The sequence below is a fragment of the Micromonospora sp. NPDC023888 genome (assembly GCF_040639415.1).
Taxonomy (GTDB): domain Bacteria; phylum Actinomycetota; class Actinomycetes; order Mycobacteriales; family Micromonosporaceae; genus Micromonospora.
The window spans coordinates 43,354-66,068 of record NZ_JBEZZW010000030.1 but is presented as its reverse complement, the minus strand read 5'-3'; the positions used below and the strand labels follow the sequence as shown (position 1 = coordinate 66,068).

The window sequence follows — 22,715 nt, the reverse complement described above, 5'->3', positions numbered from 1 at the left end:
GACCGGCCGGCTCGGCGCCCGGGACAATGGCGGTCTCGCCCGGAACGTCAGGAGGACCGGCCACGTGTCGCCCAGCACCGCATCACCGCCCGGGTCGGCGCGGCTGCGCGCCGACTGCGGACGCTGCTTCGGCCTGTGCTGCGTGGTGCCCGCGTTCGCCCGGTCGGCGGACTTCGCCATCGACAAGCCCGCCGGGCAGGCCTGCCCCAACCTGCGCCCGGACCACCGCTGCGGCATCCACACCGAGCTGCGGCAACGCGGGTTCCCCGGCTGCACGGTGTTCGACTGCTTCGGGGCCGGGCAGCAGGTAGCCCAGGTCACCTTCGGTGGGCGGGACTGGCGGGACGCGCCGGAGACGCTGCCGGCCATGGCCGAGGCGTTCGCCGTGCTGCGACCCCTGCACGAACTGCTCTGGTACGTCACCGAGGCGTTGGCGCTGCACCCGCCGGCCGACCTGCGCGACGAGTTGGCCCGCGCCCGCGCCGAGACGGCGGCACTCACCGAGGGTGACCCGACGCGCCTGCGCGGGGTGGACGTCGCCGCGCACCGGGACCGGGTCAACCCGCTGCTGTCCCGGGCCAGCGACGCGGCCCGCTCCCCCGGGGGCGCCGACCACCGGGGCGCGCACCTGCCCGGCGTCGACCTGCGCCGGGTCGACCTGCGCCGGGCCAACCTGCGCGGGGCGCTGCTGATCGGCGCCGACCTGCGCGGCGTCGACCTGAGCCTGGCCGACGTCACAGGCGCGGACCTGCGCGGGGCCGACCTGCGCGGCACCGACCTGCGGCGCACCCTCTTCCTGCACCAGTCCCAGCTCGACGCCGCCCGGGGCGACGTGCGCACCGGCCTGCCGGCGACCCACACCCGGCCCGCGCACTGGACGGCGCTGCCGCTCACCCCGGTCCGCCAGCCGTCCCGGGCCACGGCCCGTGGCGGCCGTCGCCGATAGCGGCCCGGCCCGCGTCGCGTCAGTCCTGGGCCAACTCCAGGTAGCCGGCGTGGACCGGGCACTGTGGGCAGCGGGCGCGGTCGCAGAGCCGGCAGAGGTGGGCCAGGCTGCGGGCGTCCGCCACCTCGTCGTGCAGCAGGACGCGAGCGATGTCGGCGAGTTGGTGGCGCTGCTCGGCGGTCAGCGGGGCGAGCAGCGCGGTCAGCGCCTCCTGCCGCTGGTGCAGGACGCGGGCTGCAGCGGCCGTCCCCGTGGTGGTGAGGTGCAGGGCATGGCTGCGCGCGTCGGCGCCGGGACGCCGTTCCACCCAGCCCTGTTCCCGTAGTCGCCGGACCAGGTGCGCGACACCGGGCTGGGTCAGCCCCAGCACCCGGCCCAACCACTCGGCGGTCACCCCCGGCTGGTCCTTGAGAACGATGAGCGCCTCCGCGAGCGCACCGCCGGCCCCGACGGACGCGCTGGCCGATGCGCGGATGCGCGAGCCGACGAGCAGGGCGAGTGCGCCGAGCAGGTTGGACGAGCCGTCCTCGGGTAGATTCATAAGTCATGAATGTACCCCGGCGGGCGATGCTCCTCATCGTTCTGATGACCGTGGCGCAGCTCCCGGTCGCGCTGCGGCAACTGCTCGTCGTACTGCTCGGTCATCAGAACACCGGAAGCTTCGCCACCGCCGGAGTGGCCAGCGCCGGCTGCGGGATCGGGTTGGCGCTCACCGCGCCCCTGGTCGGCCGGCTCCTGGGCCGGCTCGGCGCCCGACCGGTGCTCCTCGCCACCGGGCTCGCGCACCTGCTCGCCCTGCTCGGCCTGGCCGTCACCACCGCACCGGCGGCGTTCGTGGCACTGGCCACCGTGGCCGGGCTCAGCACGCCACCGGCGGTCGGCAGTGGACGCGCCCAGCTGGCCCGGCTGGTCGCCGCCCCCGCGCTGGCCCGCACGTACGCGGTAAACGCCGTCGGGCAGGAGCTGCTGTACGTGGGCGGTCCCCTCGCGGTGACGGCGAGCCTGCTGATCAGCGGTCCCACGGCCGCCCTGCTCGTCTTCGCCGTGATCGGCACCGCCGGTCTGCTCGGCATGGTCGCCGTGCTGCCGCCCCGCGAGGTCGAACGACAGCCCAGCGGGGAGCGGCCCGCAGCACCGGGCCGGGCCACCCGCCGCACCGTCGTCGGCACCCACATCGGCTACATGGTCAGCATCGGCGCCATGTGGGTGCTGGTGCCCGCGTTCGCCACCACGGTCGGACACCCGGACCAGGCCGGGTTGCTGGTGACCATCTGGTCGGTGGGCAGCCTGGCCGGTGGCGTGCTGCTGGCCCGCCTGGGCCGACCCGGCAGCCCGGCGGGGGCGTACCTGACACTGCTCGGCACGTTGGCCGCCACCTCGCTGGCGCTGCTGCTGCCCCGCAGCGTGCCGCAGATGGCCGTCGCGCTGGCGGTGTTCGGCCTCGCGCTGGCACCGTTCCTCGCCGTCACCGACGAGATCCTCGCCCGGTCCACCCCGGCGGCCCGGCTCCCCGAGACGTACGGCTGGTTGCAGACGGCCGGGCAACTCGGCATCGCCGCCGGGTCCGCCGCCAGTGGCGCGGTCAACGACCACCTCGGCAACACCCCGGCGTTCCTGGTGGTCTGCGGCGCGCTGGCGGTGGCGCTGACCGTCGCGCTCAGCCGTCGCCGGACGCTGCGACTGCCCTCCGTTCCCCCACCGGCCGAGACGGTCGGACCAGCGGTCGCCGCCAGCGCGCGAGGTTTCGGCCGGGACGACGCCGGGTAGCCAGCGCCGACGCGAACCGGCATCGACGGGGGGCACGGCGTGGGCTACCGAAATCGCCAGGGTGAGCAGCCGGGCGACCCGCAGCACAGCGAGGACGAGGCCGGCCAGACGCCACTGGTACAGGTCGAGACGGACACCGAGGTGCCCGCACCGGCGGACACCGACGTCCGGCCGGACATCGTGACCGAGCCCGACAACGCGGGCGTCGCCGGTGGCTCGTCGGGCAGCAGCGGCGGCGGGTCGAGCATGCCGGGGCACCCCGACGCGACCCGCTGACCCGGGCTCAGCGGCTGGTCAGCGCGCCCCGAGCCTCGGTCATGCCCTTGTTGGCGAGCCCGTCGGCCCGCTCGTTCTCCGGGTGGCCGTTGTGCCCCTTGACCCACAGCCAGGTGACCTCGTGCCGTTCGCAGGCCGCCTCCAGTCGCTGCCACAGGTCGGCGTTCTTCACCGGCTGCTTCGCGGCGGTCCGCCAACCGTTGCGCTTCCAAGACGCCAGCCAACTGGTGATGCCGTTGCGCACGTACGTGCTGTCGGTGTGCAGCTCGACGGTGACCGGGCGGTTCAGGCTCTCCAACGCCTGGATGGCCGCCATCAGCTCCATCCGGTTGTTCGTGGTCGGCGTGGCCTCGCCACCGCACAACTCCCGCTCGTGGTCGCCGTAGCGCAACAGGGCGCCCCAACCGCCCGGCCCGGGGTTGCCACTGCACGCCCCGTCGGTCCAGATCTGCACGCCCCTGCCGGCCGCCGCGTCCACCATGCCCGGCAACCTACCGGGCGGTGACCTCGTCCTCCCCTCGCGGGGGGCCGGCACGCCGAGGCGCCGAGCCCAGCGGGTCGCCCACCACCGGGGGCGGGACGGCCGGTGCGGGGCGGGTCGGGCGCAGCCGGTCGCGGACCCGGTGTGCCACGTCGCCGGCGGTGGCGGCGATCATCGGCAGCAGCCGGGTCGAGTTCATGATCGCGACCTCCTCGGCCGGGGTGGTGAGCCCGTCGAGGAAGCGCAGCACCCGCTCGGCCGGGTTGCGATCGAAGAGGCGGTCGAAGAACTCCGGACCGCCGACCCCGCCCCGGTCGAGCGCCCGCAGGGCCACCGCGTCCATCCACCGGTGCCGGCGCGGGTACGCCTCCTGCGGCACCGGCGCTCGTCCCGCCGCGAGGGCACGGGCCACCTGGTCGGCCTGGCGGTACATGGCGGAGAAGGTGAAGCCGGTGGAGGGGCGGGTCGCGCCGCCGGCCGTGCCGAGCCGGACCACCCGGGGTGAGGGCCGGGCCGGGAACGGCGCGTCGGTCATCGGGATCACCCCGTTCTCCACCTCGCGCACCCGCAGCCCGGCCGGGTCCAGCCCGAGCAGGTCCCGGTAGCCGGCCAGCGCCGCGTCGTACCCGGCGTCGGTGAGCAGGTCGGGCGAGAACTCGGTGTATTCGACCAGGGCGTACCTGTCGCTCACCGGCAGCACGTACCCGAAGGAGACGCCCCGGGGTGGCTGCGGGGTGCGGAAGTCCATCAGTACCGCGCGGGCCGGGTCGAAGACGGGCCGCTCGGCCGCCAACCACCAGCCGCGGAAGTGCTGCAACCAGGTGGTCCGCCCCGCTCGCGCCGGTGGGCGGGGGCGGGAGTCGAGCACCCAGGCCGCCCGTACGGTCGGCCCGCCGCCGGTGCGCACCAGCACCCGGGTGCCGTCGTCGGTCACCGTCTCGGCGGGCGCGACGATCCGGGTGGCGTCCAGTCGGCGCTCGGCCGCGGCAGCCCGGTCGTAGACCGGGCCGGAGCGGAGCATGGCGTACCGCAGCGGGGTCAGGTCCAGGACGCGGCGCCGGGCCGTCGTCGCCACCTCGACCTGCCGCCAGCTCGCGCTGAGCAGCGGGTCCAGGTCGGTGCCCGGGTGGCCCCAGAACGCCCAGGTGCGGTCCTGACCGCGCCGGCGGACCGGGTCGACGACGGCGATGCGCAGGTCCCGGACGCCGTGCCGGTCCAGTGCGGCGAGCAGCAACGACGCCGCGCCACCGCCGCCGAGCAGCGCGATGTCGACATCCAGCGGCGCGGAATCGGTCACCGCACCACGCTGCCACACCGCCGTGCCCGAACGTGCGCCGCCACCCGAGCCGATCCTCGCGCAACCCGCCGGTCTGACCGGTCGCGCCCGCCGGATCGTGGACAGCCGACGCGATACCTCGCCATCGACCCAGCGACGACAGCCCGGCCGCAGCGGACATCGACCGGAGTACCGGTGCCGGTCGGGCCGTCCGGGCCTTTGCGCAGCTCTCCCCGCCTTCGGGTGGACACGTGACGGCAACGAGGAATTCTCATTTTCACCTGATCGTGGGCCCAACCCACCTAGTGTTGGGCACACCGGTGCTAGTCACGGAGTTGGCCACCCGAACGACGTCCCACGCAGTCAGCGGACGAAAAGTGAGGGAAGACGCGTATGAAGGTCTCAACAGCACTCTGCTCGGCGGCGCTCGGCGTGGGCCTCGGCACGCTCCTGCTGCCGGGCGCCGCACTGGCCGACACCACTGTGTCACCGGCCACCACCCCGGTCGGTGGGACCGTCGTGCTCACCGCGACGACCTGCAACCCGAAGTCGGGTGACGCCATCTTCCGGGTCACCGGCCCCAACCGCGACGAGAACGTCCGATCCACCACTGCCGCCGCCGGCGGCGGGCTGAGCGCCGAACTCTTCACCGCCGGATTCACCCTGGGCACCTACACGGTGGCGGCGACCTGCGGCGACGGCAGCTCGGCCGGCACCGCGACGTTCACCGTCACCCCGATCGGCGGCGCACCGGCCGGCTCCGGCGGGGACAGCCACGACACCGGCGCTCTGGCCGCTGGTGGCACCCTGCTCGGCACCGCCCTCGCCGGCGCGGTGGTCCTGATCCGCCGGCGGCGTCCGGTGTCCACTGTCGCCTGATCGGCGACTGCTCCATCCCTGAGGACGGGTGCCCGCACCGGTGACACCGGCGCGGGCACCCCGACGATGCCCTACGGAGGTGTGCCCACGTGTGGTGGCGGCGGACCCTGCCGGCCGTGGTGGCCCTGCTCGGTGTGACCGGGCTCGGGCTGATCACCGTCGGCCTCACGGCCGACCCGACGCGGCCACCACGACCGCCGGCCGACGCGCCGAGTCGCACCCACCCCGCACCGGACCTGGCGCCGCTGCCCCGCGCCGCACCGGTCCGGGTGCAGATCCCCGCCATCGACGTACGCGCGGAGGTCGTCCCGGTCGGCGCGAACGCCGCCGGGGTCCTGGAGGTGCCACCACTGGACCGGCCCACCCTCGCCGGCTGGTACCGGCACGGGGTCAGCCCCGGCGAAACCGGCAACGCCGTCCTGGTCGGACACGTCGACTCCCCCGCCGGACCGGCGGTCTTCTTCGACCTCGGTCGGCTGCGCACCGGCGCGCAGATCCAGATCACCCGGGCCGACGCGCAGGTCGCCACGTTCACCGTGGACGACGTCCGCGCGTACCCGAAGGAGCACTTCCCCACCGCGCTCGTCTACGGCCCGGCGGACGCCGCCGGGCTACGCCTGATCACTTGCGGCGGCCGGTTCGACGCCACGACCGGCAACTACGTGGACAACATCGTCGTCTTCGCCACCCGCACCGCCTGAGTACCGTCGCCCGCCTGTCGCGAGCCCGACCCCGCTCGGCAGAATGCGGTGACACCATCCCAGCGGACACCGTGACCGGGACGGTGCGCGGGCGACGGGGGAGGCACGCGGTGGATCAGCGACCGGTACGGGACCGGGCGGGTCGCGGCGTACGCGCCCTGGCCCGTCGACTGCTCGGCCGGGTCGAGACCGACTCCCCCACTCCACGCCGGTCCAACCCGGACGCGGTCGTCGACTGCGCCGTCTACGTCAACGGTCGACGCGAGCCCGGCCAGCGGCACTACGCCGACGCGTACGCCCGGGCGCGGCACGGTCGCAACGCTTTCGTGTGGCTGGGCCTGCACGACCCGGGGCCGGCCGTGCTCGCCGCCGTCGGCCAGACCTTCGGCCTCGACGAACTGACAGTCGAGCAGGCGCTCGCCGACGGGCACCGGCCCACCGTGCAGCGGCACGGGCCGGTCACGCTGCTGGTGCTGCGCACCGCCGGGTACGTGGAACACGACGAGCTGACCGACACCTCCGAGGTGATCGACACCGGGGACGTGATGGTGCTGCTCGGAGACCGGTTCGCCATCACCGTGCGGCACGGTGCCGCCGGGGCGCTGCGCAGCGTCCGCGCCGACATCGAGCGCCGCCCCGCGCTGCTGGCCGCCGGGCCCTGGGCGGTGGCGTACGCGGTGTGCGCCCGGATGGTCGACTCCTACCTGGAGGTGGCCGGGCACGTGGAGCGGGACCTGGAACGGGTCGAGGAGGCGGTGTTCGCCCGCGACCGCAGCGCCGACATCCAGCACATCTACCAGCTCAAACGAGAGGTGGTGGAGTTCAAACGGGCGGTGCTGCCGTTGCAGGCGCCGATGCGCACGCTGCTCGACCCCGACGGCCCACCACGCGCCCTGCACCGCTGGTTCGTCGACGTGGACGGCCGGTTGAGCCGGGCCGTCGACCGGGTCGCCGCGTACGACGATCTGCTCACCTCGATCGTGCAGTCCCGGTTGGCGCAGCTCGCCGTCGAACAGAACAACGACATGCGCAAGATCGCGGCGTGGGCGGCCATCGCCGCCACCCAGACCGGCATCGCCGGCATCTACGGCATGAACTTCGACCACATGCCGGGGCTGGCCTGGCGTCACGGCTTCGCCGCCTCCCTCACCCTGATGGCCGTGGTCGCCCTGGCCCTGTACCGCCTGTTCCGCCGCTCCGGCTGGCTCTGACCACCGCCCCCGTTTCGGGGCGTGCGGCACCGGGCGGGCAGCGGCTAACCTCGCACCCGTGATGTGGCAGCGGTACGTGGCGATCGGCGACAGCACCACCGAAGGGCTCGACGACCCGGACGACGCGGGCGGCTACCGCGGCTGGGCCGACCGGTTCGCCCTGGCGGTGGCCCAAGCCCAGGGTGGCGGCCTGGAGTACGCGAACCTGGCCATCCGGGGCCGGACCACCGCGCAGATCCGGGCCGAGCAGCTCCAGCCCGCCCTCGATCTCGCACCCGACCTGGCCACAGTTGTCGCCGGCATGAACGACGTGCTGCGCCCCTCCTTCGACGCGGACCAGGTCGCCGGCGATGTCGAGGCGATGCAGCAGGCGCTCGTCGGGCAGGGCGCCACCGTGCTGACGTTCACGATGCCGGACCCGGCCACCGTGATGCCCCTGGCCCGGCCGCTGCGGGGTCGGATGCTCGCCCTCAACGAGGCGATGCGGGCCGCCACCGCGCGGACCGGCGCCTCCCTGGTCGACCTGGGTGCACTCCCGGTCGCCTCCGATCCCCGGCTGTGGAGCGACGACCGGCTGCACGCCAACAGCGCCGGGCACGAGCGGATCGCCGCCGCGCTGGCGTATACCGTCGGTCTGCCCGGCTTCGACGACTCCTGGAAGGTCCCGTTGCCGCCGGCGCCGCGGCGCCGCCGCGGCGAGGTGCTCGGCGCCGAGCTGGCCTGGGCCCGCCGGCACCTGCTGCCCTGGCTGGTGCGGCATCTGCGCGGCCGGTCGTCCGGGGACGACCGGGTCGCGAAACGGCCGGTGCCCCTGCCGGTGGCGCTGGGCCGGTGACGGCCGGCCGCCGGGTTCGCTCGGCGGTGCGGCAGGATGGCGACGTGGGTAAGGGTGCGGGACGACGACGGCCGAACGCGACGACGGGGCCGGCCTGCCCGTGCGGCTCCGGTCAGGCGTACGCCGACTGTTGCGCGCCCGTGCACGGCGGCGACGCGCAGGCGCCGACCGCCGAGGCGCTGATGCGCTCCCGGTTCAGCGCCTTCGCCCTGGGCGACACCGGCTACCTGCTGCGCAGTTGGCACTCCTCGACCCGGCCGGAGGACCTTGAGCTGACCCCGGGGCAGCGGTGGACCCGGTTGGAGATCGTCGACACCGAGCGGGGTGGCCTGCTCGACACCACCGGCACTGTGACGTTCCACGCCCACTACCGGGACGCGGGCCGTCCCGGCACGATGAGCGAACGCAGCAGGTTCGTACGCGAGGACGGTCGATGGGTCTACCTCGACGGCGACCTGTCCTGATTCCCGCGCCGGCGGCCGAGTCTGCCGTAGGATGAGCGTGGCGTCGTCGCCGACTGGGCGGTTGTCGAACGGAGACCACCGATGACCATGACGTTCATCAACCTGCCGGTGCGCGACCTGATGACCGCCGCCGAGTTCTACCGGGCGCTCGGCTTCAGCACCGACCAGGCCGAGCCGGACGGCGACAGCATGGCGCTCACCATCTCCGACAGCACCCGGTTGATGCTGCACCTCCGCTCGGCCTTCGAGGGGTACACCGGGGTCGCCACCACGGACACGGCCACCAGCCGGGAGGTCATCGTCGGCCTGTCGGTGGGGAGCCGGGAACAGGTCGACAAGCTGGTGGACCGGGCGGCGGTCGCCGGTGGGGAGGCGCTCGGCCCGGGGACGGCCAACGGGCCGATGTACATGCGCGGTTTCCGGGACCTCGACGGCCACCAGTGGTCGTTCCTGCACCTGGCCGGCTGACCGCCCCGCCCGGCGGCGGCCACCCCGCCGCCGGTCGCCGGGTCAGCCGGAGCCGCGTACCACGCTCGCGGTGTTGCCGGTGGCCACTGCCGCACCGCGCCGGCGTCGGGTCAGCAGCACCAGCGCCACCACGAGGTACGCCCCGGCGGCCAGCGCGAACGCCACCGCGTTGCCGGCCGCCGTGGCGAGCAGGCCGTAGCCGGCGTACGTCACGATGATCAGCACGTCGGTGGCCATCCCGGCCAGGGACGTGACGGTGGCGCGGCTGGTGCCGATGATTCGGGCCTGGAGCCGCGCGTCGGCCAGCACTGTGGCCAGTTGCGCCGCGCCGAAGGCCACCGCGAGCAGCACGAACCCGGCCGGGTGCCGGAGCAGGGCACCTCCGGCCAGCGCGACGCCGACGAGCCCCAGCAGTGCGGCGTACCCGCGGCTGCCCAGCCGCTCCCCCGCCGGGGCGAGCAGCCCGCCGACGGTCACCCCGGCCCAGAGCAGCAGGAGCAGCAGGGGTACGGCCTGCGCCCCGACGCCGGTGTCCAGGGCCAGCAGCGGCGTGTACTCGTCCAGGGCACCCCAGTCGGCGGCGACCACGGCCACCAGCAGCACGGCGGCCCGGACCGGCGGACGGGTGCGGACCTGCTCCACTCCGGCCCGCAGCGTGTCCCACCACCCCAGGTCACCGTCGTCGTGCGGGTTCGCGGGCGGGACAGTGTCCGGATCGTCCGGACGGGATGGTGCGGCACCCACCGACCGGGCGGCCATGGCCGACTCGGCGACCGGGACGGGCGCGACGGCCGGCGTGCGGTGCTCCGGAAGCCGGGTGGCGACGATGCTGGCGAGCAGGCAGGCGAGCACGCTGGCCGCGCCGACCGCCGGGTAACCGCCGGCCGCGAGCACCGGGCCGGCCAGCACTCCGGAGAGGACCACGCCCAGCACACCAGCCGTCCGCGCCCGGCCGAGCACCCGGGCGTACCGGCCGACCACGCCGAGCCGGTCCAACTCGGTCCAGACCAACGCCTCCAGGGCACCGGAGACCAGTGCGCCACCAGCGCCCCAGAGCAGGAAACCGACAGCGAACGCCGGGTACGACGGCACCAGCACCCAGAGCGCGAACCCGGCGGCGGTCACCAGCGGGGCGAGGCACAGCAGCAGCCGGCGGGACACCACGTCGGCCCACGCGCCGGAGGGCACCTCGAACAGGATGCCGGCGGCCGACCAGATGACGAAGAGCGACGCGATCTGCCCCACCGACAGCCCGGTGCCGGCGAAGAACACCACGTACAGCGGGTAGAGCAGGACAAGATCGCTGAGGAACGCGTACCCGTAGAGGGTCGCCGTCAGCCGACGGGCCGCCGGGTCGGGCACGCGCGAAGAGATGGGGATCATGGGGCCTTCCCGTGGGAGTGGAGACGGACACCGGACGTGCGGTGCCCGTGGTGGCCCACGGGATCGGCCGACACTGCTGGATCAATGTCGCCAGGTCATGCCCGCGATGCTAGACAACCGACGCGGCCGCGGCCAGCGCTTTCGGCGTGCCAGGCGAGCGGGGCGGTACGGGCAACGCGAGGCGGGGCGGGATCAGATCGATCCCGCCCCGCGCCGTACCGCTGTGTCAGCGCCGGTCCACCGGCGGAATGACAGTGGTGGTCTCACTGTCGTCACTGGTGCGCGGCCCGGGCACCGCGCGATCGGTGCCGCCGCGGACCACCTGGGTCGCGTCGGGGTCGACACCGGTGCCCACCGCCTGCGTGACGTCCGAACCGGCCGAGCCGCTGACCACCTGGGTCGTGTCGTCGGTCGTGGAGGGCCGGGCCGGCGTCGGCGTCGGGTCGTCGTCGAGGGTGCCGCGACCGACCACCTGGGTGGCGTCGGAGCTGACCGGGAAGTGGACGACCTGGGTGGCCTCCGGGTCGGCGGGTCGGGTCACCACCTGGGTGGTGTCGGCGTCGGCCGGCCGGGGCACCACCTGGGTGGCCTCCGCGCCGCCGGTGGTGGCTGACCGGCGGGCCAGCTCGGCCTCGGCGTCGCGGCGACCGGCCCGGTAGGCCTGGGCGTGCTCGGCGATCAGCCGCGACTCCTGCTCGGCGCGGGTCAGCCACGACTCCCAACGACTCTGCATCGGACGGATCAGACCGCCGCCGACACCGACGACGAGGATGCCGCCGATCGTGGCCAGCACGGCGATCAGCACCGGAGTGGTGACCGCCGTGGCCACCCCGATCTGGTTCAACGCGGCGATGACACCGAGGCCGAGGATGAACACCGAGGCGATGGTGGCCAGGACCCGGCCGTACGACAGGCCGCCGAGCGCGCCACTGATGATGTCCTTGACGGCGTTGGCGATGGCGGCGGCGACCACGACGATGACGATCGCGACGAAGGCCCGGGGCAACCACGAGATCACCGCGCCGAGCAGGTCGGAGATCGGGTTCGGCCCCCAGATGCCGAAGGCGAGCTGAAGGGTGAACAGCAGCACCGCGTAGTAGACGAGCTTCGCGACGATGTCGCTGGCGTCGTACCGGGAGCGACTCAGCGCCCGACGGATGCCGCCGCGTTCGACGGCGCGGTCGAAGCCGACCCGTTCCAGGACCTTCTCCACGATCTTCAACACGGCCTTGGCGATCAGCCAACCAGCCACCAGGATCGCCAGGAAGGCGACGGCCTTGGGCAGGAAGAGCATCACCGAGCGGAGGGCGTCGCCCACCGCGTCGCTGACGTTGTCACTCATCTGGTCATTCCTCTACACGCAGCCGGGGATGGTCAGTCCCCGACCTACCCTCGACTCGACGTGGGGAAACGCCGGCCGCTGACGGTCGGATCGACTCGATCATGGGCTCGGCCCTCTAGCGCGCAAGCGAGTCTTGGCAATATTCTCCGGAGTGCGTGCGGCCACTGGAGCTACTTTTCATCCCCCGCCGTGGGCCGCAGGAGGAGATGTCATGCACGTCGACCATTCCGAAGTGGACCGCCGGACACTGCTGCGGGCCGGTCTCGGCGCCGCCACGGTCGCCGTCGTCGGGAGCGAACTCGCGTTCCCCGCCACGGCACAGGCCGCGCCCGGCACCGACCTGGACTGGATCATCAGCTGTGACGAGTGGGCCGCCCGCCCGCCGAAGGACCCGCTGTCGGTGAGCGCCATCGCCACCAACAAGATCATCGTGCATCACATGGCCTTTCCCAACGTCACGGACTACTCCCGCGAGCAGGCGGTCAAACTGGCCCACGACTGCCAGGACCTGCACATGGACGGCAACGGCTGGTCGGACACCGGCCAGCACTTCACGGTGAGCCGCGGCGGCTACGTGCTGGAGGGCCGCCGGGGCAGCCTGGAGCGCCTCGAAGCCGGCGACCGACAGATGATCTCGGCGCACTGCCCCGGCGAGAACGGCCGGGCCATCGGCATCGAGAACGAAGGCACCTACGTCACCGAGACGCCGCCGAAGGCACTTACCGACTCGCTGGTCACGCTCTGCGTCGCCATCTGCCGGCAGTACGGGCTGCACGCGTACGACATCTTCGGACACTGGGACTTCCGCACCACCGAGTGCCCGGGGGCGGCGTTCTACCGGCAGTTCCCCGAGCTGCGGCGGCGGGTCCACGCGGCCCTCGGCACGAAGCTGGGTGAGGTGCCGGCCCGCCGGTGGCCGGACCTGTGGCGCTTCGTCAACTCCCCCTCGGTCCGCGTGGTGCAGCACCTGCTCGCGCACCGGGGCTACCCGGTGACGGTCAGCGGCACGTTCGACGCCGCGACGGTGGCCGCCGTGCAGGACTGGCAGGCCCGCAACGGCATTCCGGTGGACGTGGACGCCACCCTCACCACGCCGACCTGGGAGACGCTGGCCCCGGAACTCGACAAGCACGCCACCGGCGCGCCCGTCACGGCGGTGCAGGAAATCCTCGCCACCAAGGGGTACGCGGTCACCGCGACCGGCGTGTACGACCACGCGACCCAAGCAGCCGTGCAGGACCTGCAGGCGCTGCACGGCCTGCCCCGCAACGGCAAAATCAGCACGAGCACGTGGTGCACCGTCGTCGGCGGGTCGGTCCGCCAGTCGTTCCAGCACCGCTGAGCGGTGGTGGCGGTGCGGGTGTTTCCGCACCGCCACCCGCCCGGGCCGGTTTCGCAGCCGGCGCGGCCGGAAAGACTGCCGGTATGAGATGGGCCCGTCGAGCCGTACCCGCCGTCGCCGCCGCCGTCGCGGCACTCGCCGCGCGGGATCTGATCCAGCGCGACCACGCGTTGCTGCGCAACTTTCCGGTGCTCGGCCGCGCCCGTTACCTGTTGGAGGCCATCGGGCCGGAGCTTCGGCAGTACATCGTGGCCGGCAACGACGAGGAGCGGCCGTTCACCCGTGACCAGCGCCGCTGGGTGTACGCGTCGGCGAAGCAGGAGAACAACTACTTCGGCTTCGGCACGGACAACGACATCGAGCACACCCACGGCTACCCGATCATCAAGCACCGCACGTTCGGCCGGGCGGTGCCGCCGTCGACGCCGACCGCCGGACACGACGTGCGGTTGCCGTGCGCGAAGGTGCTCGGCGCGGCCCGGGGGCGAGCCCGCGCCTTCCGCCCGGAGTCGGTGGTCAACATCTCCGGGATGAGTTTCGGATCGCTCTCCGGCAACGCCGTCGCCGCCCTGAACAAGGGGGCCGCGCTCGCTGGTTGTCTGCAGAACACCGGCGAGGGCGGCCTGTCGCCGTACCACCGCAACGGTGGTGAGTTGGTCTTCCAACTCGGTACGGCGTACTTCGGCTGCCGCGACGAGCACGGCCGATTCAGCCTGGACCGGCTGAAGGACCTGGTCGCCGACGCACCGGTGCGGGCGTTGGAGATCAAGTTGAGCCAGGGCGCCAAGCCGAGCCTCGGTGGGCTGCTGCCCGGGGCGAAGGTGTCCGCCGAGATCGCCGCCACCCGGGGCATCCCGGCCGGGCAGGACTGCGTCAGCCCTTCCCGGCACGCCGAATTCTCCGACTGTGACAGCCTGCTCGACTGGGTGGAGCTGCTGGCCGCCGAGACGGGTCTGCCGGTCGGCATCAAGTCGGCAGTCGGCGACCTGGGCTTCTGGCGGGAGTTGGCGACCCTGATGCGCGACACCGGTCGGGGCGTGGACTTCGTGACGATCGACGGCGGCGAGGGCGGCACCGGTGCCGCGCCGCTGATCTTCAGCGACTCCGTGTCGCTCCCGTTCCAGCAGGGCTTCTCCCGGGTCTACAAGGTCTTCGCCGAACACGATCTGCACGAGCAGGTGGTCTTCGTCGGCGGCGGCAAACTCGGCCTGCCGGACAACGCCATCGTGGCGTTCGCGCTCGGCTGCGACCTGGTCAACGTGGGTCGGGAGGCGATGCTGTCGATCGGCTGCATCCAGGCCCAGAAGTGCCACACCGACACCTGCCCCACCGGGGTGGCGACGCAGAACGCCTGGCTGGCCCGAGGCCTGGACCCGGAGTTGAAGTCGGTCCGGGCGGCCAACTACCTGCGGACGTTGCGCCGCGACCTGACCAAGGTCGCCGAGGCCTGCGGCGTGGAGCACCCCGGCCTGATCGGCACGGACGCCGTGGAGATCCTGGACGGCCGCACCGGCTCCACCCCACTTCACGAGGTGTACGGCTACCAACCGAACTGGGGAATGCCCTCACGCACCGACCAGGCGGAGATTGTCCGGCTGATGGCGCCGGAGGCGCCACGGGGCGGCAGCGCGCCGCCCTCGGCCACCGCCGTCGGCTGAGGCGCGGTTGGCGTTGCCTGGCCGCGGACCGGATCCCGGGGCCAGGTTGCCGATGAGCGTGATGCCTGTGAGTCATCATGATGGCTCACAGGCATCACCGGTTCTCCGGACCTGCCTGCCGGACGGCCGCCGGTGCGGCCCGACGGCTGCCAGGTGACAAAACACGTGGGGCCGCCGCCCGAGCGCCCCTTATGGTGGCGCGGTGCTGATCAGACGCGAAACACCCGTCGACGCCGACGCCATCCGGGCGGTCCATTCCGCCGCCTTCGCCGCCGCCGATGGCGGTGATGGCGTTCCGGTCGAGGCGACCCTTGTCGACGCGCTGCGCGCCGACGAGGGCTGGCTGCCCGCGTACTCCCTGGTGGCGACCGACCCGGACGGCCAGGTGGTGGGGCACGTGGTGGCCACCCGCGCCCGGGTGGCCGGTGACCCCGTCGCGTTGGGCCTGGGTCCGCTCGGCGTGCTCCCGGCCTGGCAGCGGCGCGGCGTCGGCAGCGCGTTGATGCACGCGGTGCTCGGCGCGGCCGACGCCCGCGACGAGCCCCTCGTGGTGCTGCTCGGGCACCCCGACTACTACCCGCGCTTCGGGTTCCGGCCCGCCGTCGAGCTGGGGGTCACCCCGCCGCAGCCGTGGGGGCCGCGGTACTTCATGGCCTTGCCGCTGAACGCGTGGCGCGACTCGATCCGGGGCGAGTTCCGCTACGCCCGCCCGTTCGACGACCTGTGATCCCACCGCGCATCCGCCGACGGCGCGCCACCGACCTCGACGGATGTGTCGCGGCGCTCGCCGAGGTCCACCGGGTCGACAGGTATCCGCTGAACTGGCCCGCCGACCCACACCGCTGGCTGCGCGAACCGCGCCCGGCACGCGCCTGGGTGGCGGTCGCCGCTGACGCTGACGCGGCCATTGTGGGGCACGTCGCGGTGCACCGGCTGCCCGGCCCGACGAACGGGCTGCCCGCCCGACCGACGGCCGAGGTCGCCCGTCTCTTCGTGGTGCCGGCCGCCCGGGGGCTGGCGCTGGGCAGCGCGCTACTGGCGCGGGCGCGGCAGTGGGCGAGCGCGCGCGGCACCGACCTGGTGCTCGACGTGACCTCCGGCGACGACGCAGCCGCCGCTCTCTACGAGCGCACCGGGTGGCGGTGCACCGGCGTCAGCACCGCACCATGGACCGCCCCGGACGGTGGTCCGGTGTCGCTACGGCACTACACCCTGCGCTCCGACGCCGCCGCGGCCATCGCCGCGAGGCGGCGGGCGAGCAGCCCGGCCGCCTCGCGCAGCTCCGGAGGCTCCAACACCTCCACCTCGTAATCCAGGCGGGCGAGGTGCGCGGCGAGCCAGTCCAGACTCTCACCGCCCACGACCAGCACACACCACCCGTCGCGGTCGTCCTCGACACGCCCCACCTGGGGCGGCACCAACGCCCGCACCCGGTCGGGCTGGGCGCGCACCCGAGCCCGGGCGACATACCGGTACGGAGCCCCGGTCACCGACCGCTGCACGAAGGCGACCGGATCCGGATGTTCACGCGCCCGGAAACGCCAGGTCGTCGCCACCGCGGCGGCCATCCGATCCAGGCGGAACGTACGCCAGTCGTCGCGGTCGACGTCCCAGGCCATCAGATACCACCGACGACCTGTCGTGACCATCCGGACCGGCTCGACCGTCCGCTCATCCTGCCCGCCGGCGCGGGCGGCGTAGCTGAACCGGACCCGCACGGCGTCACGACAGGCCCGTGCGAGAGTCACCAGCAACTCCGCGTCGATCTCGGCCACCGGGCCGATCAGGGTCTCTGTGGCGCCGTGCACGGCCCGCACCTCGGCGCGCAGCCGCGACGGCATCACCTGGTCGAGCTTCGCGAGCGCCCGCAGCGCCGCCTCGCCGGCCCCGGCGACCGTGCCGCCCGAGGCGAGCCGCAGGGAGACCGCTGTCGCGATCGCCTCCTCGTCGTCGAGGAGCAGCGGCGGCAGCCGGGTGCCCGCGCCGAGTTGGTAGCCACCGCCCACGCCCGCCGTCGCATGGACGGGGTAACCGAGCGCCCGCAGGCGCTGCACGTCACGGCGCACACAACGGCTGGTCACCCCCAGCTCGGCGGCGAGCTCGCTGGCCGTCCAGGACGGTCGCCGTTGCAGCAGCGCCAGCAGCCGAAGGACCCGCTCGGTGGTCGCCTCGACGCTCATGCGCCGATCGTTGCACGGATAGCGGAACGACCCTGTCCGCTATCCGCGAGAGGCTTCGGATCATGACCGACCAGACCAGGAAACAGGGAGCCGACATGGCCCGCGACATACAGATCACCTTCGACTGCGCCGACCCGGCCGCGCTGGCGACGTTCTGGGCCGAGGCGCTCCGCTACCAGGTGCAGGCTCCCCCCGGCGACTTCGAGTCGTGGGACCAGGCGCTGGAAGCGATGGGTGTGCCGCCGGAGCACCGCAACGACGCGTCGGCGGTGGTCGACCCCGACGGTACGGGTCCCCGGCTGTTCTTCCAGCGGGTGCCGGAGTCCAAGCAGGTCAAGAACCGCGTACACGTCGATGTGCGGGCCGCCCCCGGGCTGGAGGGCGACGAACGGATGACGGCCCTGGAGGCGGAGGCGGACCGGCTCGTCGCGCACGGCGCCACCCGGCTCGATCGGCACGAGCCCGCTCCCCCGCTGGGGGCCGGTCACCTCGTCATGGCCGACCCCGAGGGCAACGAGTTCTGCCTGGACTGACCCCGGCGTTCGCCCAGCTCACCACCGTCGTCGCCGGACGCCATGCGAACATGTGTACGTGTCGTCCGGCGCCCACATCCTGCACGCCGACCTGGACGCGTTCTACGCGTCGGTCGAGCAGCGTGACGACCCACGCCTGCGCGGGCGGCCGGTCATCGTCGGCGGGGGCGTGGTCCTCGCGGCCAGCTACGAGGCGAAGGCACGGGGCGTCCGCAGCGCGATGGGCGGCCAGCAGGCGCGCCGGCTGTGTCCGGACGCGATAGTGGTGCCGCCCCGGATGTCGGCGTACACGGCGGCGAGCCGTGCGGTCTTCGAGATCTTCCGGCAGACCACCCCACTTGTCGAGGGGCTCTCCATCGACGAGGCGTTCCTGGACGTGGGTGGTCTGCGGCGGCTGGCCGGGTCGCCGGCCGAGATCGCCGAGCGGCTGCGCCACGAGGTTCGGACCCGGATCCACCTGCCGATCACGGTGGGGGTGGCCCGTACGAAGTTCCTGGCGAAGGTGGCCAGTGGGGTGGCGAAGCCGGACGGGCTGCTGGTGGTCGCACCGGACGCCGAGTTGGCGTTCCTGCACCCGCTGCCCGTCGAGCGGCTGTGGGGCGTCGGCCCGGTCACGTCGGGGAAGTTGCGGGAGCACCGGATCCGTACCGTCGGCGAGGTGGCCCGGCTGGGCGAGGCCGCGTTGGTGTCGCTGCTCGGGTCGGGCGCCGGACGGCACCTGCACGCGTTGGCGCACAACCACGACCCCCGCTCGGTGCAGGTCGGCCGCCGTCGCGGTTCGATGGGCGCGCAGCACGCGCTGAGCCGTACCCCGCATGCCCCGGCGGAGCTGGACGCCATCCTCGCCGGCCTGGTCGATCGGGTCTCCCGGCGGATGCGGGCGGCCGGGCGGGCCGGGCGCACGGTGATGCTGCGACTACGTTTCGGCGACTACACCCGGGCGACCCGCTCGCACACCGTGGGCAAGGCGACCGCCGACACGGTGCCGCTGCTCGCCGCCGCGCGGGCGCTGCTACGGGCCGAACTGACCGAGATCGATCGCCGTGGGGTGACATTGGTCGGCGTCTCGGTGGGCAATCTGGACGACAATCCGGTGCAGCCGGAGCTGCCGTTCCACCGCGACCCGGGTGCGGAGCTGGATGCCGCGGTGGACGCGGTCCGTGACCGGTTCGGATCGGCGGCGCTCACCCGAGCGGTGCTGCTCGGCCGGGACCCGGGTGTGGAGATGCCGCTGCTGCCGGATTGACCGATCTGCGTGCGGCGTCCCGGCGACCGCTGCGACCGGAGACACATCACAGCAGGTCGGCGGTTTAACCCACGGCTGACGGGTGACCCTTGTGGGGTACAGCCTGACAAGGGGGGACCCACGATGTCCGACGACACCAGCCACCGACCGAGCCGCAACGCCGAACGCCCGCACGACGTGACCGACCCGCTGCTGTGGCAGCTCGCGATCGACGTGCTCAGCGCCCACGAGCCGGACGACGAGGGCCACTGCCGCAACCTCCAGTGCGCCGGGCAGTCCTGGCCGTGCGCGGCCCGCAACGGCGCCGAGCAGTCGATCCGACTGGCCCGCAGCACCCCCGAGTCGGTCGAGATGACCATCGACGAGGGCCACAGCGACGAGGGCTGGCCCCGGGAGAGCACCGCACCGGCCCCCCGCTGGGGCTGGAACGCCGGCCCGGTCGCGTCGCAGCGAGGGTCGAAGGCGGCCGCCTCCGCGGCGTGACGGCGTCCCGTGGGGTACGAACGCTCGGGCTGATCCGCACCACACGCACGAACGCTCGGCCGGTGACCCGGCCGAGCGTTCGCGTGTCGTCATCCGTCAGAGGCTGAGCCGCTGACCCGGGAAGATCAGCCCCGGGTCGGCCCCGATCAGCTGCCGGTTGTGCTCGTACAGCGCCTGCCAACCGCCGGTCACCCGGTGGCCGTCAGCGATCTCCGACAGGGTGTCGCCCGGCTGGACCAGGTACGTCTGGCCGCCCGTGGTCGGCGCGGTGCGCTCGTGGTTGCGGGTCGCCGGCTGTTCCCGCCGCGACGGCCGCTCCTGCTGCTCGGTGGGCTTTGCGGTGGTCTTCTGCGTGGACTTCGTCGACGGCTTCGCGGTGGACTTCGTCGACGGCTTCGTGGTGGAGCCGCCCTTCTTGCCGCAGGTCGGCCACGCGCCGATGCCCTGCCCGTCGAGCACCTTCTCGGCGATGGCGATCTGCTCGCCGCGGCTGGCCAGGTCGGCGCGGGCGGCGTACTTCTTGCCGCCGTAGCCGGCCCACGTGCTCTGGGAGAACTGCAGGCCGCCGTAGTAGCCGTTGCCGGTGTTGATCTTCCAGTTGCCGCCGGACTCGCACTGGGCGACCGCGTCCCAGTTGACCGAAGCCTGCGCGGGGGCGGCCGGGCCGAAGAGGGCGACCGCACCGGTGACCGCACCGACGGCCAGGGTGCCGACGGCGAGACGGCGGGTGGTGACCCGTCGATGACGGGGCGTGTAGACAGACGTCATGTGAACTTCCTCCACGCCGGCGAGGTGAGCTGTCGGGTTCGGGCCGAGGAGCCCGGCCGCACGGTGGCGGCTTCACCCCGAGGTGACGTGCACCGAGGAACGTTGGGTCCCCCGCTCCTGCCCGGGTGACTGGGTTCCGACGACCGGGGGCAGGATTTGGCGTTGCCGGCCGTGGTGTCCGCAGTGGCGAACCCGACCGACGTTAGGCACGGCCGGTGACGATCGCCCAACCCGTGTGAAGTTCTTCACCGGGCCACGCGGGGCGTCACCCGCAGCGGTTGCGGACGGGTGGACAGTGTGCAGTGACCACGGTGGACCGTTGCGGATCAGACGCCGTGACGGAGCCAGAGCACGATGCGCCGCAGCAGCTCCACGTGCCCCGGCGACTCGTACGACCGGGCGTCGTGACCGAGTGCGTTGTAGACGATCCGGCTGCTCCCGACCGTGCGCGCCCAGACCAGCGGGTGGGTCGCGCCGCCCTCGTCGTGGACGTAGAGGGTCTCGACGTCGACGCCGTCGAGCAGCTCCAGGTCGGTGTAGCGCTCGTCGTGCACCTCGAAGTCCACCAGACCGGTAGTGATCGGATGCTCGACGTCGGTGCGTCGGATGAGGCTCGACCCGATCGGCGGGTGGAAGGTCCGGCCGTGGCCCCAGGCGGCGCCGATCGTGGACCGCCAGGTCGCGAGCTGGGGAAACGCGATCGTCGCGCTGTGCATGGCGAGCAGGCTGCCGCCACGGGCCAGGAAGTCGTCGAGGACGCGACCGAACTCCGCGTCCAGCGTCTCGACCTGGTACGCCCGGTCCCCCGTGACGTGATCGAGGACTGCCTACGCATCGCGCTCCAGGCACCCAGCGGCCGCAACAGGCAACGGTGGGACTTCATCTTCGTCGAGGACCCGCAGACCCGGGCCGCCGTCGCCCGGCTGTGGCGACTCGGCCTGATGGCCCCGCCACCGGCGTCGGGCGGCACCGGGCCAGCCTTCAGCCGGATGGACTTCGCCACCGACTTCAAGCCCGGTCCGCGGGCCGACGCGGACTCGTTCGCCCACTGGGACCGCTGGTAGCGGGCCGCCGCCACAGGCCACCGACAGCGACGACCAACAGGGCCACGGACAACAACGGAAACCAGTCCCCGGTACGCGAGTAGACAGTGCCCCAGCCGGTCGTCGGAGCGGCGGTGACCAGCAACTCCGCGTCACCGGCGGTGGCCTCACCCAACATCCTCCCGCTGGGGTCGGTGACCGTCGGCCGGCCGAGCGCGGCGGCGCGGACCACGGTGAGGCCGTTCTCCACCCCGCGAACCAGGGCCATCCGGCCGTGCAGCCAGCCGTCGGAGGTGAAGTCCAGGGCGGGGACGAGCAGCATGGTGGCACCCTGCGCCCGATACCGCCGGACCAGGCCCGGAAAGTCGAGGTCCTTGCAGATCGCGACGCCGAACCGCCCGTCCACGAGCGCCTCGTCGCCCGGCGTCAACCAGTCCTCCAGGCCGGGGACCAGGTGCTGTTTGGTGTACGTCGTGACCGTCCCGGACGGGTCAAGCACCAGCGCGACGTTGTACGCCGTGCCGGCCCGCCAGAGCACCGCGCCGACGACCACCCGGGCCTCGGCCTGCCGGAGCGCGTCCACGAGCAGGGGCAGCGTCGAGTCCGTCACGGCGAACACCTTCTCCGGTAGCACGACGACGCGCGCCCCCCGGTCGACCAGGCCCGCCACCCGCGGAACGTAGCGGGTGAGCAGGTCACGGCCGACCGGTTCGTCGATCGGGAGCCCGTCCTCGGGCTGCCGCAGGGCCACCAGGCCGACGGTCAACGGCGCGGCCGGTTGCGGGGAACGGCTCAGCGACCAGGCCGACCACGCGCCCGTGCTGACCAGGAGGGCGAGCAGGCAGGCCAGGGCGCGGCGCGGGTCGGCGAGCCGGCCGACACGGATCGGTCGTACGCCGCCGAGCACTGCGGCGAGGGCGATCGGGACGGCGAGCAGCAGGTAGGTGACCCCCCAGACGCCGGTGAGGGCGGTCACCTGGATGACCGGCCGGACGTCGGCCTGCGTGTAGGCGAGGCTCCACCACGCACCGTTCGGGAACAGGCGGGACGCGGCGTATTCGCCGAGCACCCACAGGGACGGCACGGTGAGGACGGCGGTCACGATTCGCCCGCGCAGCAGCAGCTCCCGGGCGAGCAGGACGGTGCCACCCGCCAGGCCGAGGCCGAGGCCGAGCACAGCGACCACCACGCCGACCGGTAGGCGCAGGGTGTCGAGGTAGTACCCCACCATGCCGAGCTGGCCGATCGACCAGGCGAGGCTCGTCGCGCCGAGCGCGGTGCGCGGGCGTACCCGCAGCGAGGCGAGGATCAGCGGAATCGGGGCGAGCCAGGTCAGTGCGGCGACGGGGTGCAGCCCGGAGCCACCGAGCCAGAGCAGGCCGCTGAGGAGAGCGGCGACGATCGTCATCATGCGTCGATCGTGCGGCCGCAGC

Annotated in this window: 26 protein-coding genes and 1 riboswitch; of the genes, 17 read left to right on the top strand and 9 right to left on the bottom strand. The window is 73.3% G+C overall.

Annotated elements, in window-relative coordinates:
- Positions 1-64 precede the first annotated feature (64 nt).
- The gene (locus AB0F61_RS24510) at positions 65-946 is read left to right on the top strand and encodes a pentapeptide repeat-containing protein (protein WP_357813660.1); all 882 of its coding nucleotides are present in this window, start codon (positions 65-67) and stop codon (positions 944-946) included.
- Between the two features lie 19 nt (positions 947-965).
- Here AB0F61_RS24510 and AB0F61_RS24505 read toward each other — a convergent pair whose 3' ends face one another.
- Positions 966-1,487 carry a MarR family transcriptional regulator gene (locus AB0F61_RS24505; protein ID WP_357813657.1) on the bottom strand — a complete coding sequence of 174 codons (522 nt, stop codon included), beginning with the start codon at positions 1,485-1,487 and terminating at the stop codon, positions 966-968.
- Between the two features lie 5 nt (positions 1,488-1,492).
- On the opposite strand from AB0F61_RS24505, the gene AB0F61_RS24500 reads away from it, so the two are divergent.
- Positions 1,493-2,713 carry an MFS transporter gene (locus tag AB0F61_RS24500; RefSeq protein WP_357813656.1) on the top strand — a complete coding sequence of 407 codons (1,221 nt, stop codon included), beginning with the start codon at positions 1,493-1,495 and terminating at the stop codon, positions 2,711-2,713.
- 39 nt (positions 2,714-2,752) lie between these two features.
- Positions 2,753-2,989 carry a preprotein translocase YidC gene (locus tag AB0F61_RS24495; protein ID WP_357813653.1) on the top strand — a complete coding sequence of 79 codons (237 nt, stop codon included), beginning with the start codon at positions 2,753-2,755 and terminating at the stop codon, positions 2,987-2,989.
- A gap of 7 nt (positions 2,990-2,996) precedes the next feature.
- Here the strand turns inward: AB0F61_RS24495 and rnhA are convergent, their stop codons facing one another.
- Positions 2,997-3,470: a ribonuclease HI gene (rnhA, locus tag AB0F61_RS24490; RefSeq protein WP_091406604.1), complete on the bottom strand. Its 474-nt coding sequence runs from the start codon at positions 3,468-3,470 to the stop codon at positions 2,997-2,999.
- A gap of 10 nt (positions 3,471-3,480) precedes the next feature.
- On the bottom strand, positions 3,481-4,767 hold the full coding sequence (locus tag AB0F61_RS24485; protein ID WP_357813649.1) for a lycopene cyclase family protein: 1,287 nt from the start codon (positions 4,765-4,767) through the stop codon (positions 3,481-3,483).
- A gap of 372 nt (positions 4,768-5,139) precedes the next feature.
- Here AB0F61_RS24485 and AB0F61_RS24480 point away from each other — a divergent pair, with 372 nt between their 5' ends.
- The 6 genes from AB0F61_RS24480 (at position 5,140) to AB0F61_RS24455 (ending at position 9,304) form a co-directional block, all read left to right on the top strand.
- On the top strand, positions 5,140-5,625 hold the full coding sequence (locus AB0F61_RS24480; protein ID WP_357813646.1) for a hypothetical protein: 486 nt from the start codon (positions 5,140-5,142) through the stop codon (positions 5,623-5,625).
- An 89-nt stretch (positions 5,626-5,714) separates the two neighbouring features.
- Positions 5,715-6,326: a class F sortase gene (locus AB0F61_RS24475; protein WP_357813643.1), complete on the top strand. Its 612-nt coding sequence runs from the start codon at positions 5,715-5,717 to the stop codon at positions 6,324-6,326.
- A gap of 110 nt (positions 6,327-6,436) precedes the next feature.
- The gene (locus AB0F61_RS24470; protein ID WP_357813640.1) at positions 6,437-7,537 is read left to right on the top strand and encodes a magnesium and cobalt transport protein CorA; all 1,101 of its coding nucleotides are present in this window, start codon (positions 6,437-6,439) and stop codon (positions 7,535-7,537) included.
- A 61-nt stretch (positions 7,538-7,598) separates the two neighbouring features.
- A complete protein-coding gene (locus AB0F61_RS24465; protein WP_357813735.1) occupies positions 7,599-8,372 on the top strand; it encodes an SGNH/GDSL hydrolase family protein in 774 nt (257 codons plus the stop codon).
- A 44-nt stretch (positions 8,373-8,416) separates the two neighbouring features.
- Positions 8,417-8,836, top strand: a complete 420-nt coding sequence (locus AB0F61_RS24460) for a YchJ family protein (RefSeq protein WP_357813638.1) — start codon at positions 8,417-8,419, stop codon at positions 8,834-8,836.
- An 81-nt stretch (positions 8,837-8,917) separates the two neighbouring features.
- A complete protein-coding gene (locus AB0F61_RS24455) occupies positions 8,918-9,304 on the top strand; it encodes a VOC family protein (RefSeq protein WP_357813635.1) in 387 nt (128 codons plus the stop codon).
- A gap of 42 nt (positions 9,305-9,346) precedes the next feature.
- Here the strand turns inward: AB0F61_RS24455 and AB0F61_RS24450 are convergent, their stop codons facing one another.
- Positions 9,347-10,687 carry an MFS transporter gene (locus tag AB0F61_RS24450; RefSeq protein WP_357813633.1) on the bottom strand — a complete coding sequence of 447 codons (1,341 nt, stop codon included), beginning with the start codon at positions 10,685-10,687 and terminating at the stop codon, positions 9,347-9,349.
- A 226-nt stretch (positions 10,688-10,913) separates the two neighbouring features.
- A complete protein-coding gene (locus AB0F61_RS24445; protein ID WP_357813631.1) occupies positions 10,914-12,029 on the bottom strand; it encodes a hypothetical protein in 1,116 nt (371 codons plus the stop codon).
- A gap of 211 nt (positions 12,030-12,240) precedes the next feature.
- On the opposite strand from AB0F61_RS24445, the gene AB0F61_RS24440 reads away from it, so the two are divergent.
- The 4 genes from AB0F61_RS24440 to AB0F61_RS24425 all read left to right on the top strand — a co-directional run bounded on the left by AB0F61_RS24440 (position 12,241) and on the right by AB0F61_RS24425 (position 16,340).
- Positions 12,241-13,371 carry an N-acetylmuramoyl-L-alanine amidase gene (locus AB0F61_RS24440; RefSeq protein WP_357813628.1) on the top strand — a complete coding sequence of 377 codons (1,131 nt, stop codon included), beginning with the start codon at positions 12,241-12,243 and terminating at the stop codon, positions 13,369-13,371.
- Positions 13,372-13,454: 83 nt separating this feature from the next.
- On the top strand, positions 13,455-15,029 hold the full coding sequence (locus AB0F61_RS24435; RefSeq protein WP_357813626.1) for an FMN-binding glutamate synthase family protein: 1,575 nt from the start codon (positions 13,455-13,457) through the stop codon (positions 15,027-15,029).
- Positions 15,030-15,231: 202 nt separating this feature from the next.
- Positions 15,232-15,756: an N-acetyltransferase gene (locus AB0F61_RS24430; protein ID WP_357813623.1), complete on the top strand. Its 525-nt coding sequence runs from the start codon at positions 15,232-15,234 to the stop codon at positions 15,754-15,756.
- Positions 15,753-16,340: a GNAT family N-acetyltransferase gene (locus tag AB0F61_RS24425; RefSeq protein ID WP_357813620.1), complete on the top strand. Its 588-nt coding sequence runs from the start codon at positions 15,753-15,755 to the stop codon at positions 16,338-16,340. The genes AB0F61_RS24430 and AB0F61_RS24425 overlap by 4 nt, the downstream gene beginning before the upstream one ends.
- Here AB0F61_RS24425 and AB0F61_RS24420 read toward each other — a convergent pair.
- The gene (locus AB0F61_RS24420) at positions 16,235-17,209 is read right to left on the bottom strand and encodes a YafY family protein (protein ID WP_357813618.1); all 975 of its coding nucleotides are present in this window, start codon (positions 17,207-17,209) and stop codon (positions 16,235-16,237) included. The genes AB0F61_RS24425 and AB0F61_RS24420 overlap by 106 nt on opposite strands.
- Before the next feature lie 95 nt (positions 17,210-17,304).
- Between AB0F61_RS24420 and AB0F61_RS24415 the strand changes: the two genes are divergently transcribed.
- The 3 genes from AB0F61_RS24415 to AB0F61_RS24405 all read left to right on the top strand — a co-directional run bounded on the left by AB0F61_RS24415 (position 17,305) and on the right by AB0F61_RS24405 (position 19,471).
- Positions 17,305-17,742: a VOC family protein gene (locus AB0F61_RS24415; protein ID WP_357813732.1), complete on the top strand. Its 438-nt coding sequence runs from the start codon at positions 17,305-17,307 to the stop codon at positions 17,740-17,742.
- Positions 17,743-17,800: 58 nt separating this feature from the next.
- Positions 17,801-18,988 (top strand): DNA polymerase IV, encoded by a 1,188-nt coding sequence (dinB, locus tag AB0F61_RS24410; protein WP_357813615.1) that lies wholly within the window; start codon positions 17,801-17,803, stop codon positions 18,986-18,988.
- Positions 18,989-19,111: 123 nt separating this feature from the next.
- Positions 19,112-19,471, top strand: a complete 360-nt coding sequence (locus AB0F61_RS24405; protein ID WP_357813612.1) for a hypothetical protein — start codon at positions 19,112-19,114, stop codon at positions 19,469-19,471.
- Between the two features lie 96 nt (positions 19,472-19,567).
- Here the strand turns inward: AB0F61_RS24405 and AB0F61_RS24400 are convergent, their stop codons facing one another.
- Together AB0F61_RS24400 and AB0F61_RS24395 are read right to left on the bottom strand one after the other, a co-directional pair.
- Positions 19,568-20,239: a transglycosylase family protein gene (locus AB0F61_RS24400; RefSeq protein ID WP_357813610.1), complete on the bottom strand. Its 672-nt coding sequence runs from the start codon at positions 20,237-20,239 to the stop codon at positions 19,568-19,570.
- A riboswitch (cyclic di-AMP (ydaO/yuaA leader) is annotated at positions 20,240-20,411 on the bottom strand.
- A gap of 154 nt (positions 20,412-20,565) precedes the next feature.
- On the bottom strand, positions 20,566-20,964 hold the full coding sequence (locus AB0F61_RS24395; protein WP_357813729.1) for a ThuA domain-containing protein: 399 nt from the start codon (positions 20,962-20,964) through the stop codon (positions 20,566-20,568).
- Between AB0F61_RS24395 and AB0F61_RS24390 the strand changes: the two genes are divergently transcribed.
- Complete coding sequence (locus AB0F61_RS24390) at positions 20,950-21,303, top strand: nitroreductase family protein (RefSeq protein ID WP_357813608.1); 354 nt, start codon at positions 20,950-20,952, stop codon at positions 21,301-21,303. The two genes, AB0F61_RS24395 and AB0F61_RS24390, sit on opposite strands and share 15 nt — an antisense overlap.
- Here the strand turns inward: AB0F61_RS24390 and AB0F61_RS24385 are convergent.
- Positions 21,248-22,693 (bottom strand): nitrilase-related carbon-nitrogen hydrolase, encoded by a 1,446-nt coding sequence (locus AB0F61_RS24385; protein WP_357813605.1) that lies wholly within the window; start codon positions 22,691-22,693, stop codon positions 21,248-21,250. The genes AB0F61_RS24390 and AB0F61_RS24385 overlap by 56 nt on opposite strands.
- Positions 22,694-22,715: the final 22 nt, after the last annotated feature.

Excerpts from the sequence above, each read along its gene's own strand:
- AB0F61_RS24440 (WP_357813628.1), top strand. The coding sequence starts at position 12,241 with ATGCACGTCGACCATTCCGAAGTGGACCGCCGGACACTGCTGCGGGCC.
- rnhA (WP_091406604.1), bottom strand. The coding sequence starts at position 3,470 with ATGGTGGACGCGGCGGCCGGCAGGGGCGTGCAGATCTGGACCGACGGG.
- AB0F61_RS24500 (WP_357813656.1), top strand. The coding sequence starts at position 1,493 with ATGAATGTACCCCGGCGGGCGATGCTCCTCATCGTTCTGATGACCGTG.
- AB0F61_RS24400 (WP_357813610.1), bottom strand. The coding sequence starts at position 20,239 with ATGACGTCTGTCTACACGCCCCGTCATCGACGGGTCACCACCCGCCGT.
- AB0F61_RS24385 (WP_357813605.1), bottom strand. The coding sequence starts at position 22,693 with ATGATGACGATCGTCGCCGCTCTCCTCAGCGGCCTGCTCTGGCTCGGT.
- AB0F61_RS24415 (WP_357813732.1), top strand. The coding sequence starts at position 17,305 with ATGGCCCGCGACATACAGATCACCTTCGACTGCGCCGACCCGGCCGCG.
- AB0F61_RS24420 (WP_357813618.1), bottom strand. The coding sequence starts at position 17,209 with ATGAGCGTCGAGGCGACCACCGAGCGGGTCCTTCGGCTGCTGGCGCTG.
- AB0F61_RS24445 (WP_357813631.1), bottom strand. The coding sequence starts at position 12,029 with ATGAGTGACAACGTCAGCGACGCGGTGGGCGACGCCCTCCGCTCGGTG.
- AB0F61_RS24450 (WP_357813633.1), bottom strand. The coding sequence starts at position 10,687 with ATGATCCCCATCTCTTCGCGCGTGCCCGACCCGGCGGCCCGTCGGCTG.
- AB0F61_RS24480 (WP_357813646.1), top strand. The coding sequence starts at position 5,140 with ATGAAGGTCTCAACAGCACTCTGCTCGGCGGCGCTCGGCGTGGGCCTC.
- AB0F61_RS24455 (WP_357813635.1), top strand. The coding sequence starts at position 8,918 with ATGACCATGACGTTCATCAACCTGCCGGTGCGCGACCTGATGACCGCC.
- AB0F61_RS24505 (WP_357813657.1), bottom strand. The coding sequence starts at position 1,487 with ATGAATCTACCCGAGGACGGCTCGTCCAACCTGCTCGGCGCACTCGCC.
- AB0F61_RS24405 (WP_357813612.1), top strand. The coding sequence starts at position 19,112 with ATGTCCGACGACACCAGCCACCGACCGAGCCGCAACGCCGAACGCCCG.
- AB0F61_RS24465 (WP_357813735.1), top strand. The coding sequence starts at position 7,599 with ATGTGGCAGCGGTACGTGGCGATCGGCGACAGCACCACCGAAGGGCTC.
- AB0F61_RS24435 (WP_357813626.1), top strand. The coding sequence starts at position 13,455 with ATGAGATGGGCCCGTCGAGCCGTACCCGCCGTCGCCGCCGCCGTCGCG.